This window comes from Gordonia sp. LMA167 (genome assembly GCF_058130025.1).
Genome location: NZ_CM176708.1, coordinates 2550266 through 2566525, shown reverse-complemented (window position 1 = coordinate 2566525; position 16260 = coordinate 2550266). Strand labels below are relative to the sequence as shown.

General features: G+C 64.7%; 19 protein-coding genes and 1 pseudogene. 10 read left to right on the top strand and 10 right to left on the bottom strand.

Translation table 11 applies throughout. The features are described 5' to 3' along the window. Positions 1-66 precede the first annotated feature (66 nt). The gene (locus tag ACVT6V_RS11580) at positions 67-723 is read left to right on the top strand and encodes a TetR/AcrR family transcriptional regulator (protein ID WP_489899881.1); all 657 of its coding nucleotides are present in this window, start codon (positions 67-69) and stop codon (positions 721-723) included. Positions 724-812: 89 nt separating this feature from the next. Here the strand turns inward: ACVT6V_RS11580 and ACVT6V_RS11575 are convergent, their stop codons facing one another. The 4 genes from ACVT6V_RS11575 to ACVT6V_RS11560 are packed head-to-tail and all read right to left on the bottom strand — an operon-like array spanning position 813 to position 5302. Next, positions 813-1490 carry a GntR family transcriptional regulator gene (locus ACVT6V_RS11575; RefSeq protein WP_489899880.1) on the bottom strand — a complete coding sequence of 226 codons (678 nt, stop codon included), beginning with the start codon at positions 1488-1490 and terminating at the stop codon, positions 813-815. Positions 1491-1546: 56 nt separating this feature from the next. Next, on the bottom strand, positions 1547-2443 hold the full coding sequence (locus tag ACVT6V_RS11570) for a dihydrodipicolinate synthase family protein (protein ID WP_489899879.1): 897 nt from the start codon (positions 2441-2443) through the stop codon (positions 1547-1549). Positions 2444-2481: 38 nt separating this feature from the next. Further along, entirely contained in the window at positions 2482-3882 is a 1401-nt protein-coding gene (locus ACVT6V_RS11565) for a protoporphyrinogen/coproporphyrinogen oxidase (protein WP_489899878.1), read from the bottom strand. A gap of 58 nt (positions 3883-3940) precedes the next feature. Continuing rightward, positions 3941-5302, bottom strand: a complete 1362-nt coding sequence (locus ACVT6V_RS11560) for an MFS transporter (protein ID WP_489900779.1) — start codon at positions 5300-5302, stop codon at positions 3941-3943. A gap of 311 nt (positions 5303-5613) precedes the next feature. On the opposite strand from ACVT6V_RS11560, the gene ACVT6V_RS11555 reads away from it, so the two are divergent. The 4 genes from ACVT6V_RS11555 (at position 5614) to ACVT6V_RS11540 (ending at position 7207) form a co-directional block, all read left to right on the top strand. After that, positions 5614-5865: a FitA-like ribbon-helix-helix domain-containing protein gene (locus ACVT6V_RS11555; RefSeq protein ID WP_489900778.1), complete on the top strand. Its 252-nt coding sequence runs from the start codon at positions 5614-5616 to the stop codon at positions 5863-5865. Continuing rightward, on the top strand, positions 5862-6257 hold the full coding sequence (locus ACVT6V_RS11550) for a type II toxin-antitoxin system VapC family toxin (RefSeq protein ID WP_489899877.1): 396 nt from the start codon (positions 5862-5864) through the stop codon (positions 6255-6257). Before ACVT6V_RS11555 ends, ACVT6V_RS11550 begins: the two co-directional genes overlap by 4 nt. 279 nt (positions 6258-6536) lie before the next feature. Further along, positions 6537-6773, top strand: coding sequence for a FitA-like ribbon-helix-helix domain-containing protein (locus ACVT6V_RS11545; RefSeq protein WP_489899876.1), 237 nt, complete (start codon positions 6537-6539; stop codon positions 6771-6773). Next, on the top strand, positions 6770-7207 hold the full coding sequence (locus ACVT6V_RS11540) for a type II toxin-antitoxin system VapC family toxin (RefSeq protein ID WP_489899875.1): 438 nt from the start codon (positions 6770-6772) through the stop codon (positions 7205-7207). The genes ACVT6V_RS11545 and ACVT6V_RS11540 overlap by 4 nt, the downstream gene beginning before the upstream one ends. 96 nt (positions 7208-7303) lie before the next feature. Here ACVT6V_RS11540 and ACVT6V_RS11535 read toward each other — a convergent pair whose 3' ends face one another. Next, positions 7304-8224 carry an EamA family transporter gene (locus ACVT6V_RS11535; protein WP_489899874.1) on the bottom strand — a complete coding sequence of 307 codons (921 nt, stop codon included), beginning with the start codon at positions 8222-8224 and terminating at the stop codon, positions 7304-7306. Positions 8225-8308: 84 nt separating this feature from the next. Here ACVT6V_RS11535 and ACVT6V_RS11530 point away from each other — a divergent pair, with 84 nt between their 5' ends. Then, entirely contained in the window at positions 8309-9217 is a 909-nt protein-coding gene (locus tag ACVT6V_RS11530) for a LysR family transcriptional regulator (RefSeq protein WP_489899873.1), read from the top strand. Between the two features lie 55 nt (positions 9218-9272). Here the strand turns inward: ACVT6V_RS11530 and ACVT6V_RS11525 are convergent, their stop codons facing one another. Further along, positions 9273-10268: a PucR family transcriptional regulator gene (locus ACVT6V_RS11525; RefSeq protein ID WP_489899872.1), complete on the bottom strand. Its 996-nt coding sequence runs from the start codon at positions 10266-10268 to the stop codon at positions 9273-9275. 46 nt (positions 10269-10314) lie between these two features. Further along, positions 10315-10725 carry a PucR family transcriptional regulator ligand-binding domain-containing protein gene (locus ACVT6V_RS11520; protein ID WP_489899871.1) on the bottom strand — a complete coding sequence of 137 codons (411 nt, stop codon included), beginning with the start codon at positions 10723-10725 and terminating at the stop codon, positions 10315-10317. A gap of 126 nt (positions 10726-10851) precedes the next feature. On the opposite strand from ACVT6V_RS11520, the gene ACVT6V_RS11515 reads away from it, so the two are divergent. Further along, the gene (locus ACVT6V_RS11515; protein ID WP_489899870.1) at positions 10852-11370 is read left to right on the top strand and encodes an NAD(P)/FAD-dependent oxidoreductase; all 519 of its coding nucleotides are present in this window, start codon (positions 10852-10854) and stop codon (positions 11368-11370) included. Positions 11371-11380: 10 nt separating this feature from the next. Then, positions 11381-11845 (top strand): annotated as a pseudogene (locus ACVT6V_RS11510) (FAD-dependent oxidoreductase); the annotation flags it as partial. A gap of 52 nt (positions 11846-11897) precedes the next feature. Here ACVT6V_RS11510 and ACVT6V_RS11505 read toward each other — a convergent pair. Both ACVT6V_RS11505 and ACVT6V_RS11500 read right to left on the bottom strand, forming a co-directional pair. Then, the gene (locus ACVT6V_RS11505; protein WP_489899869.1) at positions 11898-12698 is read right to left on the bottom strand and encodes an MlaE family ABC transporter permease; all 801 of its coding nucleotides are present in this window, start codon (positions 12696-12698) and stop codon (positions 11898-11900) included. Positions 12699-12782: 84 nt separating this feature from the next. Further along, positions 12783-13643 carry an ABC transporter permease gene (locus ACVT6V_RS11500; protein WP_489899868.1) on the bottom strand — a complete coding sequence of 287 codons (861 nt, stop codon included), beginning with the start codon at positions 13641-13643 and terminating at the stop codon, positions 12783-12785. A gap of 251 nt (positions 13644-13894) precedes the next feature. Here ACVT6V_RS11500 and ACVT6V_RS11495 point away from each other — a divergent pair, with 251 nt between their 5' ends. Continuing rightward, positions 13895-14065, top strand: coding sequence for a hypothetical protein (locus ACVT6V_RS11495; protein WP_489899867.1), 171 nt, complete (start codon positions 13895-13897; stop codon positions 14063-14065). A 27-nt stretch (positions 14066-14092) separates the two neighbouring features. Here ACVT6V_RS11495 and ACVT6V_RS11490 read toward each other — a convergent pair whose 3' ends face one another. Further along, on the bottom strand, positions 14093-15214 hold the full coding sequence (locus ACVT6V_RS11490) for an alcohol dehydrogenase family protein (protein WP_489899866.1): 1122 nt from the start codon (positions 15212-15214) through the stop codon (positions 14093-14095). 224 nt (positions 15215-15438) lie between these two features. Between ACVT6V_RS11490 and ACVT6V_RS11485 the strand changes: the two genes are divergently transcribed. Beyond that, entirely contained in the window at positions 15439-16230 is a 792-nt protein-coding gene (locus ACVT6V_RS11485) for an enoyl-CoA hydratase-related protein (RefSeq protein WP_489899865.1), read from the top strand. Positions 16231-16260: the final 30 nt, after the last annotated feature.

The following is a 16260-nucleotide window of genomic DNA, read 5'->3' as shown; positions in this document are numbered from 1 at the left end:
TCCGCTTATCCACGGTAGGCGCTTAAGCGGATATCGTCAATCCGCTTATGCTGCTACCGTGGTGACATGGCGAAGGCGCAGGCTCCGCGTCCACTGCGTAAGGACGCGTCCATCAACCGCGACCGGCTGCTGGAGGCTGCTCGGGAGTTGTTTGCCGAGAAGGGACTCGGTGTCACGCTCAACGACATCGCCCATCACGCCGGCGTCGGTGTGGGCACCGCGTACCGACGCTTTGCCAACAAGGAAGAAATCATCGACACGCTCTTCGAGGAGCGATTGCAGGCCGTTGAGGCGGTCGCTCGCGAAGCACTCGATGAATCAGATCCCTGGAGGGCACTGACCGACTACCTCAGGCGCGCGCTGGCGATGCAGTTCGGCGATCGCGGGCTCCACCAGATCCTCGACGACCCCACACTCGGCGACGAACGGATCAACGACGTCCGGGTGCGGATCGCACCGCTGATCGTCGAACTGGTCAGCCGCGCCAAGGCAGCCGGAGTCGTCCGTGACGACTTCGAGCCGACCGATGTCACGTTCATCCAGTCGGCGATGGCGCCGATCATGAACAGCACCCGCGACGTCGCACCCGAGGTCTACGAGCGGTACCTGACCTTCTTCCTGGACGGAATCCGCAGCGACGACCGGCGATTCACCCCACTTCCGGCGCCCGCGCTCAGTTCAGCAACAACGCACGCCGCCATGACACATCGCCGCCGCTCGTAGTCGCACCCGCGCGGGCACGAGAGCCGATCCACCGGGGCAGCCCGCTACGGCTGGATCGATCGGCTCCCGCCACGCGAGTCCCGTCGGGCTCATCCGCCGGAAGTCTGCGCGGCGAGTAACTCCTCGATACGTTCGGTCGCATCGATCAATGACCGGTCGTTGATCGCAGCCGCCGCGGCGCTGTCGTGGCCGGACGCCGCATCGATCAACTCGAGCTGATACGTCCACAGGTGTTCGCCACGTTCGGAACCCAGCGTGCCTTGGGCACCCACCAGTTTGTAGGCGCGACACCGGCTCCAGAGGGAACGAATGGTGCTCACGAGCACCGGGTTGCCAGACGCCTCGTACAAGATCGCCAGCAGCGCCTCGTCACGGTCGAGGTACTCCGGAACGTCTTCAGCGATGATCGCAGTCCGCATCGCCTCGTATTCCGTGGTCATCCGCTCGACGTCGGCCGCGGAAATACCCTCGGCCCCAAGGCGGGCGCCTTCCACCTCGAGCAGGCGCCGGACGTCGTAGACGCTTTTCAACTCCGCCAGCGAGAGTTCCTTGACCACTGCACCCTTGTGCGGTTCGCGTTCGGCGAGGCCGGCCTCCTCCAGGCGCCGGATCGCCTCACGGACCGGCATCACACTGGTGCCGACCATTGCCGCGAGGTCGCGAACTCGCAACCGGTGGCCCACCGGGAACTCGCCACTCAGGATTGCATCGCGGATCTGCTCGTAGACCTGATCCGTCAGCAACGAGGATTGCACTTCTGTGACCACAGATCACATCTTAGGGGTATCGGCCGCGTAGGCCGATACCCCTGATGAGGCCGCGTCTAGACCAACGACGTCTCGCGCAGGCCTGCGAGAGCCGCCTCGACCTTGGCGAGTTCGTCGGAATTGAGATCGGACACCGGTCGTCGTGGCGAGCCCACGGGCTCCCCCAGGATCCGCAGCCCGGCCTTGACCGCCGAGATGAACGGCACCGAGATCAATGCGTCGATGACCGGATACAGGCTGCCCCACTGGGCGCGAGCGCCGTCGAGGTCGCCGTCGGCGATCGACCGATACACCGCGACGATCTCGTTCGGGACCACGTTGGCGGCACCGGCCATCACACCGGTCGCACCTTCGGCGAGTGCGCTGTAGAGGTAGCTGTCCCAGCCGATGAAGGTGCCGAGCACGTCGCTGTGATGATGGATGAGCTGTAGCGCCTGTTCCCAGTTCGCGCTGGAGTCCTTGATGTAGCGGATGTTGTCGATCTCGCGGGCGAGGCCGGCCGCTGTGGCGGCATCGAGGTTGACGCCCGTGGCGGCGGGGATGTTGTAGAGCATCACCGGCAGGTCGACCGCACCGGCGACGTCTTTGATGTAGGCGACCGTCTCGTCGAGCGAGAGAGGCTCGTAGTACGGGGTGACGAGCATCAGGACATCGGCGCCGGACGCCTGCGCGGCACGGGAGAGTGCAACGGCCTCACGGGTGGTGGTGGCACCTGTCTGCGCGACGACCGGGACCCGACCGGCGGTGTGAGCGACGACGGTGTCGACGAGTTCGCGACGCTCGTCGTGGCTCATCGCGGCGAACTCGCCGGTCGATCCGCCGGCGACCACGCCGTCGACGCCCGCATGGATGGAACGGTCGACGATTCGCTTCAGCAGTGTGGTGTCGATGTTCTCGTCGGTGTCGAACGGGGTGGTCAGGGCGGTGAGGACGCCGCGCAATTCGTTGGTCATGACAGTGGATCTCCTTCTACGAGAATTGTTCTGGTGGGTCAGATGGCCGCGGTGGTGAGCTTCAGATCGGGGACGCTGACCAGCGAGCGAGTCTGGTAGTCGCGAGCGAGCCGGCTGGCGGCTTCCTGGGCAGCGGTGAATGCGGAGCCGATGGCGGTCTCGGTGTACAGGGTGCCGAGATAGTCGCCGGCGAGAAACACTCGATCCGACGGTCGGGTGAGTGTGGTCTGCAGCTTGCCGCGTCCCGGGAAGCAGTAGGGGGCGCCGGTGTGCCACCGCTGCACGTGCGCCTCCTCGATGTTGCCGGCGAAGCCCGGGAAGATGTCGTCGAGGTCACCGACGTAGGTGTCGACGATCTCGTCGTCGCTGCGATCGAGCAGCTTGCGCGCCAGACTGGCCGGCGAGAAGGTCATCAGGCTGCCCCCTGGCTGACGGGTCCGTTCTGATCCGCGGACGATGTTGCCCATGTTGAGCGCGACGTTGAACGACCGCTTGGGGGTGGCGATGCCGTAGGCACCGTCGTAGGGCTGCGGGCCGGTCTCGTTGGTGAGGAATGCTGCGCTCACGTACGGGCCGTACTGGATCTTGCCGAGCGCGTCACGCAGGTCCGCCGCAACGTCGACGGCGACCTTGTGGCTCACCGTCGCCGGCGTGGCCAGCACGGCATACAGCGCCTCCACCTCCCGCTCGACATCATCCTGGGTGTAGCGGACGACGACCGAGTTCTTCTTGTGCACAACCTCGTTCACCGCCGCACCCAGCTCGATGCGGTCCCGCATCGACGCGGCGATGTTCTCGATCAGCGTCGATGGCCCACCGAGGATGCTGCGGTCGAGACCCGCACCGATGTTCCAGACGAGGCTGAAGTAGCCGATGCCGGCTCCGGCCGACAACTCGTCGGGATCACCGGCCGACCGGGTCACGGTCGGGCGGAAGAGCGCGTCGGCGTCCTCGGGCAGCACTCCGGTGTAGTCGGCGAACGAGCGGTCGTTCTCGAACTCGTAGATCCGCTGCTGTCGCACCTGAGTGGATTCACCCGGCCGGACCCGCACCGCACGGGCGTACCGCAGGACGTCGAACCCGACCTTGGCGCCCGCCTTGAGCAGAGCCACGCGGGACGAGAACGGCATCGGCACACGGAAGGGGTAGCTCTGCACCGGGCCGTCGAGAAGTACCTTGCCGTTCATCGCCAGGCCCGACAGCGATCCGGGCACCTTGGTCGATGCGGTCCCGGTCTCGGACAGCAGGGCGTCGGTGGAGGTGCCGGCGCCGGCGAAGACGTGTCCACCCCAGTTGAGGAAGTACTGTCCCCTCTTCTCCGAGCGGATGCGGCCGCCCACGCGGCTGCCGGATTCCAGGACCACGGTGTCCCAGTTCCGCAGTCGCCAGGCTGCCGACAGTCCGGCCAGTCCACCTCCGACGATCACTACGTCCTTCATGATTGTTCCTCTCGCTCAGGGTGATTGATGTGATGTTGCAGTGCGCTGATGCCGAGCCTCACGCGGCGGCCCGGACCGCCGGACGAGACGGGGCGGGCGCGGTGCTCAGCGCGGCGCTCTCGGTCAGCGTCATGCCGCGCGTCTCTGGTGCCATGAACTGCGACAGGACCGCCCCGAGGAGGGTGATGGCGGCACCGATGAGCATCGTCATGCCGATGCCGAGTGAGTCCAGTGCCATCGGCACCAGGAAGGTGCCGATCGCGGCGCCGACCCGGCTCAGCGAGGACGCCATGCCCACCGCTGTCCCGCGGATTTCCGTGGGGAACAACTCGTTCGGATAGACCCACTGCATGATCTGCGTGCCGCCGATCACCACCGCGTAGATGGCGAAGAGCGCCACGATGATCCACGTCGAGGCGTTCGGGAAGAAGCCGAGCAGCGCCAGCGCGATACCCGACCATCCGAAGCTGTGGATGAGCAGCGGGCGACGTCCCACGCGGTTCACGAGGAACAGGGCGATGACGCACCCGACCAGGAACAGGATGGTGATCACGGCCGATCCGATGTGCACTGCGTTCCCGGAGAGGTTCAGCGCTCCCAGGATCTTCGGCGCGAACGCGTAGACGGCGAACAATGGGACGATGGAGAAGGTCCAGAACAGCGTGATGAATGCCATCCGTGTGCCGTATCCCGAGCGCAACAGATCCTTGACGCCGACGTTCGCGTCAGCTTCCTGCGGCAGATCGGCAACAGTGACCCCGGGGCCGTAGACCTTGCGCATCACCTCGTCGGCCTCGTCGTTGCGGCCCTTGCTCGCGAGCCACCGCGGCGACTCCGGCGTGCCGATTCGGGCGAGGACGATAATGATCGCCGGGATGGCGGCACTGGCCAGCATCCACCTCCATGCGTTCACGTCCCCGGTCTGTGCAAGGAGTTGCCCGACGATGTAGGCGACGGCCGCACCCACGAACCACATGGCGACAAACGCACCCAGGAACGGGCCCCGATACTTGCGCGGAGTGAACTCGGTCAACAGCGAGGTCGCGATCGGGTAATCCGCGCCGACGGCCATGCCGATGAGCAGACGCAGCATGATCAGCCACAAAACGTTCGGGGCCCAGAACTGGGCCACCGAGAAGACGATGATCGCGATCAGATCAATGGTGAACAGCACCTCCCGACCGAATCGATCGGTCAGCCGGCCACCGGCATAGGCGCCGAGCAGGATGCCGACCAGCGTCGACGCGGCGATCAAACCCTGCGCGGCCGCGGAGAGATGCCACTGATCGGAGATCTGGACCATCGCCACCCCGATGATCGACAGGATGAACCCGTCGAGAAATGGTCCCCCGGAAGAGAAGACCGCGAGCTTTTTGTGAAACCTCGTCAAAGGTGCGTCGTCGAGCGGGTTGGTGATCATGGTGGGCTCCTCGGTGGAGTAATCGGGAATTGTGATCCGCGTCTCAGTCATCAGGGTAACTTGTGATCACAGATCACACAATGCCTAACTTCGGTGCACTTCATTTGTTGCCCCGCCACGTGGCGGCTTAAGCGCCTGGACATGACCGACGATGCGCGCGTGGAGTGATGAACGGTCGGCCACACCCCACCCTGAGATCCCGCGAGGTGCCGCTCATGCTTACGTACGTGCGCGAGCCGAGCCGAGCCGAGCCGAGCCGAGCCGAGCCGAGCCGAGCCGAGCCGAGCCGAGCCCTGGAAGTATCGTCTTGAATCGATATCGACTTCAATCGATACTCGATCCGCAATCTGCCGGACGACCTTCATGCTCAGCTCAGCGAGCGCTCCGCCAAGCTACATATGTCCATGTCCGAGTACGTCACCAAGCTTCTGCGCGACGACCTGAATCGCCCATTGTTCGACGAATGGGCCGCGACTCTCCGCAGCGACGGGCCAGGACGGAGCATCGACGTCGTGGGCGCTCTGGATGTGGTGCGCGACGAATACGACGCCGGCGATAGATGAGGCGAGTTGTCGACGCAAGCGCGCTGATCGACTCCGTGCTACCGACCGCACGGCAGGCAGCCGCCCTGAGATCAATGTCGGGCTACGAGCTCTGGGCCCCGACAGTTCTGGACATGGAGGCAGCATCGGCGATCTGGCGCCTTCAGCGGACGTCGCAATTCAGTTCCGCGGAGGCCCAGCACGCCATCGAGGCGGTGTGGACAGCTCCGATCCGCCGTGCCGAAGGCAATCAAATATCCAGCGCAACATGGGATCTGAGAATGTCGTTGCGTATCTCGGATGCGTTTTATGTCACCACTGCCAGATTCCTCGATGCTGATCTCGTCACCTCTGATGCGCGACTATCCCGATCACCTGACATCGGAGTCCCGATTGTGGTTCTGCCGCAATGAGTTACATCTCTACGACGAAGCGTCCGGAAACGGTCAACGGTGAGGAGATTGTGATCGGACGCCCACTGCATGCCCAATCAACACTCAGCACACCGGCACGTTGACAGCACGACCGGCTGACTCGTCATCGTCGGTTCCCTTCGTCAGTTCACCGGTCAGCCTCGACGATCAACACCGCACCCGGTTCGGCGAACCATCAACGATCCGATCAGCAAGTACTTCTCCGCCGACGAGAGCGCCTGCTATCATTTCTAGAAACTGATATCAAGGAGGGGCGACGTGGCGGCGATCACCGTGAGGGGACTCTCGGACGAGACCCATCGGGCACTGAAGGCGCTCGCAGCGCAACATAATCGGAGCACAGAGGCAGAAGTACGGGCCATTCTCGATGAAGCCGTCCTGCCGGCCGAACGCGTAAAGCTGGGGACACTGCTGACCGAAATTGGCAAGGAGGCGGGAATCGGCATCGAGATCGAACGCAATCGCAAACCTGACGAGCCCATCAGTTTCTCATGATCGTTCTGGACTCCAATGTGATTTCCGAGGTCATGCGTCCGCAACCTCATCCTGAGGCCGCGGCGTGGCTGGACGAGCAGTCGACGCAGACCCTGTACTTGACTGCGATCACTCTTGCAGAAGTACGGTACGGTATCGCGGCACTGCCGCGAGGCAAGCGCCGTGACCGGTTGGCAGACCTCTTCGAGAGCCGATTGCTGCCCCAATTTGCCGGACGAGTACTGGTTTTCGATGATCAGGCAAGTGCCAGTTACGCGCGACTGGCCGCCGCCGCTCGCCGACGCGGCGCGTCCATCGGCATGGCTGACGGATTCATCGCCGCAATCGCCCTCGTGCACGGATTTGGCATCGCCACAAGGGATATCGAACCATTTGCCGCCGCCGGCGTTCGGGTCATCAATCCGTTCGACCGGGCCAGGCCCGCAGGAAGTTGACATCCGGCGACAACGTGGATGGGACCCACATCCTGCAAGCACACACGTGGACCACATTCTCGATGACCGCGCATAGGCGCGTGCACAGTCGTGAGCTCAGCCGGCCGGCGAACGCGCTCCGCACAACGCTTCCCCCCCGACCAGATGCTCCCCCGACACGGGTGCGACGACCACCTCGCGGCTGCGCGCACCCGCGCGAGCCGCGCCGATGCCGGCGATCACCACCAGCACACTGCCCAACAACGATGCGGGACCGGGAATCTGGTGCAGGATAAGCAGTCCGATGACCATCGCGAACCCCGGCTCCAACGCCATCAATGTGCCGAACGCCGACGTCGTCAGCCGCTGCAACGCCTTCATCTCCAACACGAACGGCACCACTGGCAGCAAGATCGCCAACCCCACGCCGATCAACCACAACTCCGGCGTCATCCGGCCGATCGTCGACGGTCCGGCCACGATCGTCGCAACCAGTGCGGCCACGGGCATCGACACGGCCAACCCCTGCACCCCGACCACCTCGTCGCCGACACGTTGCGTCAGCAGGATGTAGCTGCCCCAGCATCCGGCGGCCGCCACCGCGAAGAGCACACCGGCCCAGTTGACGGCACCAGACCACGGATGGGTCAGCAGAACCACACCGATCGCCGCCAGCAACGGCCACACCACACGTCGGCCTCCGCGCCCCGTCGCGACCGCAACGCCCAACGGCCCCAGGAACTCGATCGCGCTGGCGGTGCCGAGCGGGATGCGCGCGACCGCGGCCATGAACAACAGCACGATGCCTCCGGTGACGACGCCGAGCGCCACCGCCATGCCGAATGTCTGCCGGGTGAATGCCGACGGCCGAGGCCGCACCACCACCAGGAGAATCGCTCCCGCCCACACCAATCGGAGCCAGCCCGCACCCTCGGCGCCGATACGATCGATAAGGGTCACCGACGCCGCCAGGCCGAGCTGGACACACAACATCGACACGACGGCCATCGTCGTCCCGGAGCGCACAGAGTTCTGCATGCACTCCATTGAAGACTCGATCGACCGTTCATGTCCACGTGATTATCCTGTACAAACCGTTCACGAATCATGGACAATTGCGGGGTGGACCTCCGGCGTCTGGAACTGTTACTGGCCCTGTCCCGGCTGGGTTCGATGCGTGCTGTCGCCGACAGTCACCACCTGACGACCTCGACGGTCTCCCAGCAGATCGCCGCCCTGACCCGACAGATCAAGACCCCGCTCATCGAACCCGACGGACGACGGGTGCGGCTGACCCCGGCCGGTCAGCGCCTCGCCGATCACGCGGTGACCATCCTCGCCGGGGTCGACGCCGCCCTGCGCGATCTCGATCCCGACGCCGAACCCGCCGGAATCCTGCGCGTCGGCGGCTTCGCCACCGGCATCCGCGTGTCGCTGTTACCCGTCCTGGCCGAACTGGCCGACACCCATCCGGGCGTGCGCACCGTCGTCAGCGAGTACGAACCGATCGAGGCCTTTCGACTGCTGGTTGATGACGACCTCGACCTCGCGCTGTCCTACGACTACAACCTGGCCCCCGCCACCCCCGATCCGGTGCTGCAGGCCATCCCACTGTGGTCCAGCCCGTGGGGACTGGCCGTGCCGGCCGACGCACCCGACACCGTGGAGCTGTCCGACTACGCGGAGACCTACTGGATCGTCAACTCTCGCAACACCGCCGACGAGGTTGCGGTGCGCGCGTTGGCCGGGCCGGCCGGCTTCACACCCAACATCGGCCACCAGATCGACAGTCTCGAGCTCGTCGAGGACCTGATCCTCGCCGGCTACGGTGTCGCCCTGTTACCCCTCCACCGGCCGGCGCGCGCAGGACTGAAAGTACTACCACTCGATCAACCCGGCCTCCACCTGACCGCCTACGCCGTCACCCGCAAGGGCCGCGACGCCTGGCCACCGCTGCGACTTGTGGTGGAACGCTTGACCTCTCCCGACCACACTCCCCCGGTTCTGGACGGGTGGCCGCGAGTCGGCTGATGGCGGCGAAAGTCACCTTCTCACCGCGGTACCTCACCCGGTCACCGCCCGACCGTCACACATCAATCTCGGCCAGGTCCAATCCAGCGCGCAGAGCCCCCGTGAAGGCCAGCCAAAACAGCGCGGTCCCCTCGGCGGAGGACGGGTGCAATCCCGTCAGTTGCTGCACCTTTTTGAGCCGGTAGACCAGCGTCTGTCGATGCACATTGAGCTCCTCGGCTGAACGCTGCCAGGCACCGTCGTTGTCGACGAACGTTCGAACCGATGCGAGGAGCTCGCTGTCGTGCTCACGGTCGTACCTGATCAGTGGTCCGAGAACGCGCTGGACGAGGCGCCGGATGTCTTCGACTCCGCCCTGTAGCAGGTCGAACCCGGTGGATTCGTCGCCGTAAGTCACCAGATCGTCATGCTGGTCGTGGGCCCGGACAACAGCAAGATGAGCTTGTCGCGCCGCTTCAGACACTTGCGAGTTCAACGCCAGTAGTGGTGAGACGCCGACGGCGCAGTCTGGTGCGAGGACGCATCCGATGGCGCGAAGAACTCCGTGGTCGTTCGGCACGATGCCGACGAGCATCGTTCCACTTGGCAGCAGCAGCGGGGCGTAGTTCTGCAGGCAGATCTGCTGGTGGATCTGGGTGTGGTCGAGCGCGGCCCCCGACGCGGACTGCCAGCATGCGACCACGACCTCGCCGCTCATTCCGCGATGCCTGAGTTCCGGCCAAACAGCCGACAGGGTGATGGACTCGTCGAGTAGACCACTCATCATGGCTTCGCCCGACGCCCGCGTGCGGTCTCTGGCCGCGGCCGCATGCTCGAGCTCGAGTGCGATCAGTCCGGCCAGGTGCTCCAACAGTGCGAGGTCAGCCACGTCTCGGCGATCGGGCCGCGCAGCGAGGGCGATGTGGGCGCCGCCCGGCATGTCGACGGTGACCTCGTGGTCACGAGTGCCGTCCCTGTGTGTGAACGCACGTCGGCCAAGCGCGACCGGGATGTTCGACTCGAGCTCGCGCACCTCCAGCATCCACCCGGTAGACGACTCGAGAGCCGACATCCGCTCTCCGATCGATCCCCGGCGATGCAAGGACTGCCAGTACACGTCATACACATGCTTGATGGCGTCGTCGCTCGGCTTCGATGGCGCTCTCGATCACCGTTCGTGCGAGTGTGACGAACTGCGGTTCGAACGCCGCCTCCAACACCGGAAATCCACGCTCCTCGGCAACGTCGAGGAGGTCAGCGGTCAGGGCAGGCGCGGTTGGACTCATCGCGACGACCAGGCCGGAAACTCCGCTGTCGATCAGGGAGCCGATCCAATCTCGCTGCGCCTGTGCGTCCACTGGCAGTCCACCTCCGGTGGTAATGACCAGGTCACCGGATTCGAACCACGCCCAGGGGTCGGGCAGATCGCACGCGTGCGCCCAGGTGACAAGTCGGGGACCACCGCGAGAACCGGCCAGAAACTTCAGTCCCAAGGAAGGGACGGCGGCTAGTTGATCGACGGAGATCATCGGACCTCGAGTTCATACAGAAGTAAAAGAGGAGCCACTGAGATGAGCACATTCGTGTATGTCGTCAGTCACGTCGACAGCTGATGCTTGTCCGCAGCACAGTCAGACGAATGTTGGAGGAAGATCGTGACGATTGACGCCCAGAAGTTCAGGCCGATGTCCTCGACGTCGGGAGTCGCGTTGTGGCAGGAGGACCGTGTCGGTTCCGCTCGTGCGCCGCTTCCGGGCGATGTGGAGGTCGACGTCGCAATCGTCGGCGCCGGCTTCACCGGCCTGTGGACCGCGTATTACATCCTGCGGGAGGATCCGTCGCTGAAGGTCGCGCTGATCGAGCGGGAGTACGCAGGTTTCGGCGCGTCGGGACGCAACGGCGGGTGGGCGTCCTCAATCTTCCCGGTATCCCTGGCGCGGGTGGCGAAAATGTACGACAAACGGGTGGCCCTCCATCTGCAGGCGGAGATGAATGCGACCGTGTCCGAGATCGGAGCGGTCGTCGATGCCGAGAGCTTCGACTGCGACTGCGCCCGCGAGGGATTCCTGTCATTCGCCCGGACTCCCGCTCAAACTACGGCGAGCACACGCCACTGTTGCCGGCTCCGAGGCTTTCGGTGTCGCAGGTCAATGGGAGTTCGTCTCGGCGGATGAGGCGTCGGCGCGAGTCGGCGCCACCAATGTTCTCGGCGGGATCTTCACCGAGCACTGCGCCCTGGTCCAACCGGATCGGCTGGTGCGGGCACTCGCGGCCAAGGTGGAAGATCTCGGCGGTGTGATCTACGAGAACACGGCCGCGCAATCGATCGCCGACGGTGCGGTGCGGACCAACCACGGCACGGTGACTGTCGGCGTAGTGGTACGTGCGACGGAAGCCTACCCACCGCAGTTCGCCGACTCCCGCCGAGATGTCGCCCCGCTGTACTCGCTGGTCGTTGCGACGGCACCGATTCCGCAGGAGATCCGCGAGAGCATCGGGCTGACTAGTCGTGCCGCGTTCAACGACATGCGGCACTTGCGGTTGTATGCGCATCCGACGGCCGACGGACGGCTGGTGGTCGTGGCCGCGGCGTGCCCTACCATTGCAACTCTTCGGTGTGCCTGTGCCCACCACTCCGAGTGTGCGTAACTGTCCGCGGAGATCCCCGCGGATGAAATCCTGGCTCGTGTGCCTGGCCATGTCATCCTCTGAAGGGCAACTCGGGGTTCAGGCCCCAAATCGCGACGGTCATCACGAAGTTCAGTACGACGATCGCCACCAGGCTCGCGCGGATGGCATGGCCCGATGCCGAACCGACCCCCGCCGGCCCGCCGTTGGCGAAATAGCCGTAGTAGCAATGGATCATCGTCACCACGGCACAGAACACCAGCGCCTTGATCACCGAGGCGATGAGGTCGGGCAGCGTGACGAACTGTGCGAAGTAGTGGTCGTAGGTCCCGCTCGGTTGCTCGTGGAACAGTTTGATGATCAAACCGCCGGTGATGAAGCTGACGACCAGCGCCATCAGATAGCTGGGCAGTACCACCAGCATTCCGCCGACGAGGCGGGTTCCGACGACGAGGCGGGTTCCGACGACGAACGGGATGGCGCGAAGGCCCATCGACTCGGTGGCGTCGATCTCCTCCGAGATCCGCATGGCCCCGATTTCCGCGGTCATCCGACACCCCGCCTGCGCCGCGAATCCGATACCGGTGATGATCGGCGCGATGACGCGGATGTTGCCGAACGAGCCGATGATGCCGGTGAGCGCACCGAAGCCGAGGAGGTCGAACGCCATGAACGCCTGGATGGCGACGACCGCTCCGACGGCGACACCCAGGAAGAACATCAGGCTCACCACGCCGCCGTCGACGATGAGAGATCCGCTCCCCCAGGCCATGTCGTTCATCGTCTTGGCCGTCTGCTTGCGGTAGTGCCGGATCGTGGTGAGCAACAGAACGATGGTCTTCCAGACGAAGACGACGATCTGCCCTATCTCCATCGCGATGCCGAGGAGTCCTCGGCCGATCCCCTGCCCCCCGTGAGGAGGTTGGCGCCTGCCGGTTCACCGGTCAACGACGCCATCTCAGGCCAGCCTCGGCGGGAAGAACATCGTCTGCAACTGGCGGACTATCAGATTGGTCATGAAGATGCAGAACACGGACAGCACCACCAAGGCGTTCACCGCGTTCGCGACGCCCTTCGGCCCGCCTTTCGCCTCGAGTCCTCGCAGGCTGGCGATGATGACGACCAGTATCGCGAACAGCACTGCCTTGAGCATCGAGAACGCCAGATCGGTCGGTGTCGCGAAGGCGCCGAACGACTGCCAGAAGCTTGCCGGGACCACGTCGTTCACGTTCGCCGAGATCGCGAGACCGGCGGCCACGCCCGACGCGATGATGATGATGCAGAGCGCGGGCGCGATCATCACCATAGCGAGAAAGCGGGGGACGATGAGCCGCTGGATGGGGTTCACTCCCATCACCCGCATCGCTTCGATCTCTTCGCGAATGGACCTGGCTCCGAGGTCGGATGCGATGGCGGACGCCGCCGCACCACTCATCAGCATGCCGTCGGCCATGGGAGCCCCCTGGCCGACGACCCCGAGTCCGCTGGCGGCTCCGGCCAGCGAGTTGGCGCCGACCTGGTCCATCACGCCGCCCACCTGGACGGAGACCTCGGCACCGATCGGCACGGCCATCAACAGCGCCGGCAGTGCGGTGACCTTGAAGAGCTTCCACATCTGCTCGATGACCTCGCCGCCCGGAAGTCGAAGCGCCAGCGAGTCGGTGACGGAGAACCGCAAGACGTCGGCGGCGAGCCGAGCGCATCGGCCCAACGTGTTCACGCTCCGGATCACTCTGTCCAGCAAGCCAACCGCAATTCTCCGTAGAATGATCGCCCCTTGCGGCGATGCGCGACCTGCGTCCAGCGCAACTGCGCCCATCACACTGTCCTACCTCTCGTCTGGCGGCCGTCCCACTGACTGGCGGGCGGTCAAGCGTCGTCGATGGCGGGCGTCCCCTCGGCCCTCGGTCGCTCGATTGCGAGCGCATATCCCAACCGGTATCGCGGGTCGTGTTCTACATCACACCCGTAGATGTATACCTGCACGAGACGTGATACGTTGATCGTTATTTGTCACCAGCTTGTGGTCCGCGCTGTCGGCCAGCGAGGGGTCCGATCGGGATATCACTCATGTACGCTGGCACCGAACAGGCCGTCGGGAACATGGACGCCGACCGACACGGCGCGATCATCGATGCCATCGAGATCGGCGAGCCAAACATCGCTCGCAAGGCTGAGATCGACCATATGCGTTGGGCAGCCGAGAATCTCGTGACCGGAGCGGCGCAGCGTTTCGCCTGAGCACAAACGCGCCATCGACCCCACCGGTCAGGCGGGGAGCTGCGGCGGGATCAGGACCAGCTTCCCGATGTGCTTGCGGGACAGAAAGTCTTCTTGGGCCCGCACGATGTCGGAGAGCGGATAGGTGGCCGACACCGTCGGCCGGAATTCGTTGCGCTCGATGTATCCGAGCAGGTTCTCGAACACCTCGTCGTCCTGGAAGGTGCAGCCGAGTAGCGAGAGGTCTTTGAGATACAGGGTGCGGATGTCGATCTGCGCGATCGGTCCCCCGACGGCACCGGCGACGGCATATCGACCGCCTCGGCGCAGGATCATCAGCAGCTGCGGCCACGCCGGTCCGGCCACCAGGTCGATCACCACGTCGATCGACTCCTCCCCCAACGCTTCGACCAGATCGGCTCCCCGGTCCACTGTCTGGTCGGCACCGTGTTCGATCACAGCGCCGGCCTTGGTGGGTGAGCACACAGCGATCACGACGGCACCGCGCCGTTTGGCCAGCTGTACTGCGGCCAGCCCCACACCACCGGATGCACCGGTGACCAGGACGCGTTCGCCACCAACGACCTTGGCGCGATGCAACAGGTTCTCCGCGGTCGAGTAGGCACAGGGAACCGCGGCCAGTTCAACGTCACTCCACGAGCATTCCACGGCGAAAGTCTCCGCGGCCGCGGCCACCACGAACTGTGCAAAGCCGCCGTCACATTCGCTTCCCAGCGTCCAGTACTCGTACGGCCGACGATCGACATAGGTTCTCTGCATGGTACGTACCAATACCCGTTCACCGATACGCTCGGGCGACACTCCGGTCCCCACTGTGATGATGCGGCCACAGACATCAGCACCCTGGATCCGGGGGAAGTGCATCGGGGTGCCCGACCACGCACCGTCGTCGCCTCGCAGCGCCGCGAACCCGGATGTCCCACCCGCATCGGTGCCCTCGACAACGGATTTCGAGTACCATCCGATGCGGGTGTTGACGTCGGTGTTGTTGACCCCCGCGGCAGCGACCTCGATCAGCACCTGATCCGCCGAAGGTCGAGGAGTCGCCACGTCGGTGCGATACTCCAACTTGTCGAGGCCACCGTGGCCCGTGAGCAGCACGGCCGACATCGTCGCCGGCGGCTCGAAGAGCGGGCTCCGTTTGCTCATCTCGCCAATTTACTCCTCGCGACAGCCGTCGCGATCGAATCCACCAGGCCGCGACCGATGTCCTCGCCGAGGCTGCGATCCAACACCACACCCCAGCCTCCAGCGAATGAAGACGACGACACCGCCGTTTCGCTGTGACCCTTGACACGCTCGTCGAAATGAATGTATATTCATTCACTATGAAAGCGCGGTCACACACCGCACCGATCGAAGGAGTTGCAGACATGAACTACGAGGACATCGAGTACACCGTCGAGGGCCCGACCGCGATCATCACGATGAATCGTCCGCAGCGTTACAACGCATTTCGCGCCAAGACGGTTGAGGAGATGATCCACGCCTTCCGCCGCGCCTGGGCCGACCGGGACGTGCAGGCCGTGATCCTCACGGGCGCCGGCGAGAAGGCGTTCTGCACCGGTGGCGACGTGAAGCAGCGCGCCGAGACCGGCGACTACGGTCCGTCCGAGAGCGGCATGTTCGAGATCGGCTACCTGCACAAGACCATCCGTGACATCCCCAAGCCGGTGATCGCGGCCGTCAACGGACTGGCCATCGGCGGCGGCCATGTGCTGCACGTGCTGTGCGACCTGACCATCGCCGCCGACACCGCCCGCTTCGGCCAGTCCGGGCCCAAGGTCGGATCGTTCGACGCCGGGTTCGGTTCGGCCTTCCTGGCCCGGATCGTCGGCGAGAAGCGTGCCCGCGAGATCTGGTATCTGTGCCGCCAGTACGACGCGGAAACCGCCGAGCGCTGGGGCCTGGTGAACTGGGTCGTGCCGGCCGCGGACCTGCTCGACGAGGCGAAGAAGATCGCCGCCGAGATCGCCGAGAAGTCACCGACCACGATCAAGTTCCTCAAGCAGAGTTTCAACGCCGACACCGATCACCAGGCCGGACTGTCGAACATGGCGATGAGCGCGCTCGACCTGTTCACCCACTCCCCCGAGGGCCTCGAAGGTGCCACGGCATTCGCCGAGAAGCGCGCTCCCGAGTTCAACAAGTACGTCGGCGTCTGACCCGACCGGACCGTCGAGCACACAGAGGAA

What these genes read in the sequence shown, in the direction of transcription:
- ACVT6V_RS11490 (WP_489899866.1), bottom strand. Translation starts at nt 15,214, where the DNA reads ATGAGCAAACGGAGCCCGCTCTTCGAGCCGCCGGCGACGATGTCGGCC.
- ACVT6V_RS11560 (WP_489900779.1), bottom strand. Translation starts at nt 5,302, where the DNA reads ATGATCACCAACCCGCTCGACGACGCACCTTTGACGAGGTTTCACAAA.
- ACVT6V_RS11570 (WP_489899879.1), bottom strand. Translation starts at nt 2,443, where the DNA reads ATGACCAACGAATTGCGCGGCGTCCTCACCGCCCTGACCACCCCGTTC.
- ACVT6V_RS11535 (WP_489899874.1), bottom strand. Translation starts at nt 8,224, where the DNA reads ATGCAGAACTCTGTGCGCTCCGGGACGACGATGGCCGTCGTGTCGATG.
- ACVT6V_RS11565 (WP_489899878.1), bottom strand. Translation starts at nt 3,882, where the DNA reads ATGAAGGACGTAGTGATCGTCGGAGGTGGACTGGCCGGACTGTCGGCA.
- ACVT6V_RS11485 (WP_489899865.1), top strand. Translation starts at nt 15,439, where the DNA reads ATGAACTACGAGGACATCGAGTACACCGTCGAGGGCCCGACCGCGATC.
- ACVT6V_RS11550 (WP_489899877.1), top strand. Translation starts at nt 5,862, where the DNA reads ATGAGGCGAGTTGTCGACGCAAGCGCGCTGATCGACTCCGTGCTACCG.
- ACVT6V_RS11540 (WP_489899875.1), top strand. Translation starts at nt 6,770, where the DNA reads ATGATCGTTCTGGACTCCAATGTGATTTCCGAGGTCATGCGTCCGCAA.
- ACVT6V_RS11505 (WP_489899869.1), bottom strand. Translation starts at nt 12,698, where the DNA reads ATGGAGATAGGGCAGATCGTCGTCTTCGTCTGGAAGACCATCGTTCTG.
- ACVT6V_RS11520 (WP_489899871.1), bottom strand. Translation starts at nt 10,725, where the DNA reads ATGATCTCCGTCGATCAACTAGCCGCCGTCCCTTCCTTGGGACTGAAG.
- ACVT6V_RS11495 (WP_489899867.1), top strand. Translation starts at nt 13,895, where the DNA reads ATGTACGCTGGCACCGAACAGGCCGTCGGGAACATGGACGCCGACCGA.
- ACVT6V_RS11580 (WP_489899881.1), top strand. Translation starts at nt 67, where the DNA reads ATGGCGAAGGCGCAGGCTCCGCGTCCACTGCGTAAGGACGCGTCCATC.
- ACVT6V_RS11500 (WP_489899868.1), bottom strand. Translation starts at nt 13,643, where the DNA reads ATGGGCGCAGTTGCGCTGGACGCAGGTCGCGCATCGCCGCAAGGGGCG.
- ACVT6V_RS11525 (WP_489899872.1), bottom strand. Translation starts at nt 10,268, where the DNA reads ATGTCGGCTCTCGAGTCGTCTACCGGGTGGATGCTGGAGGTGCGCGAG.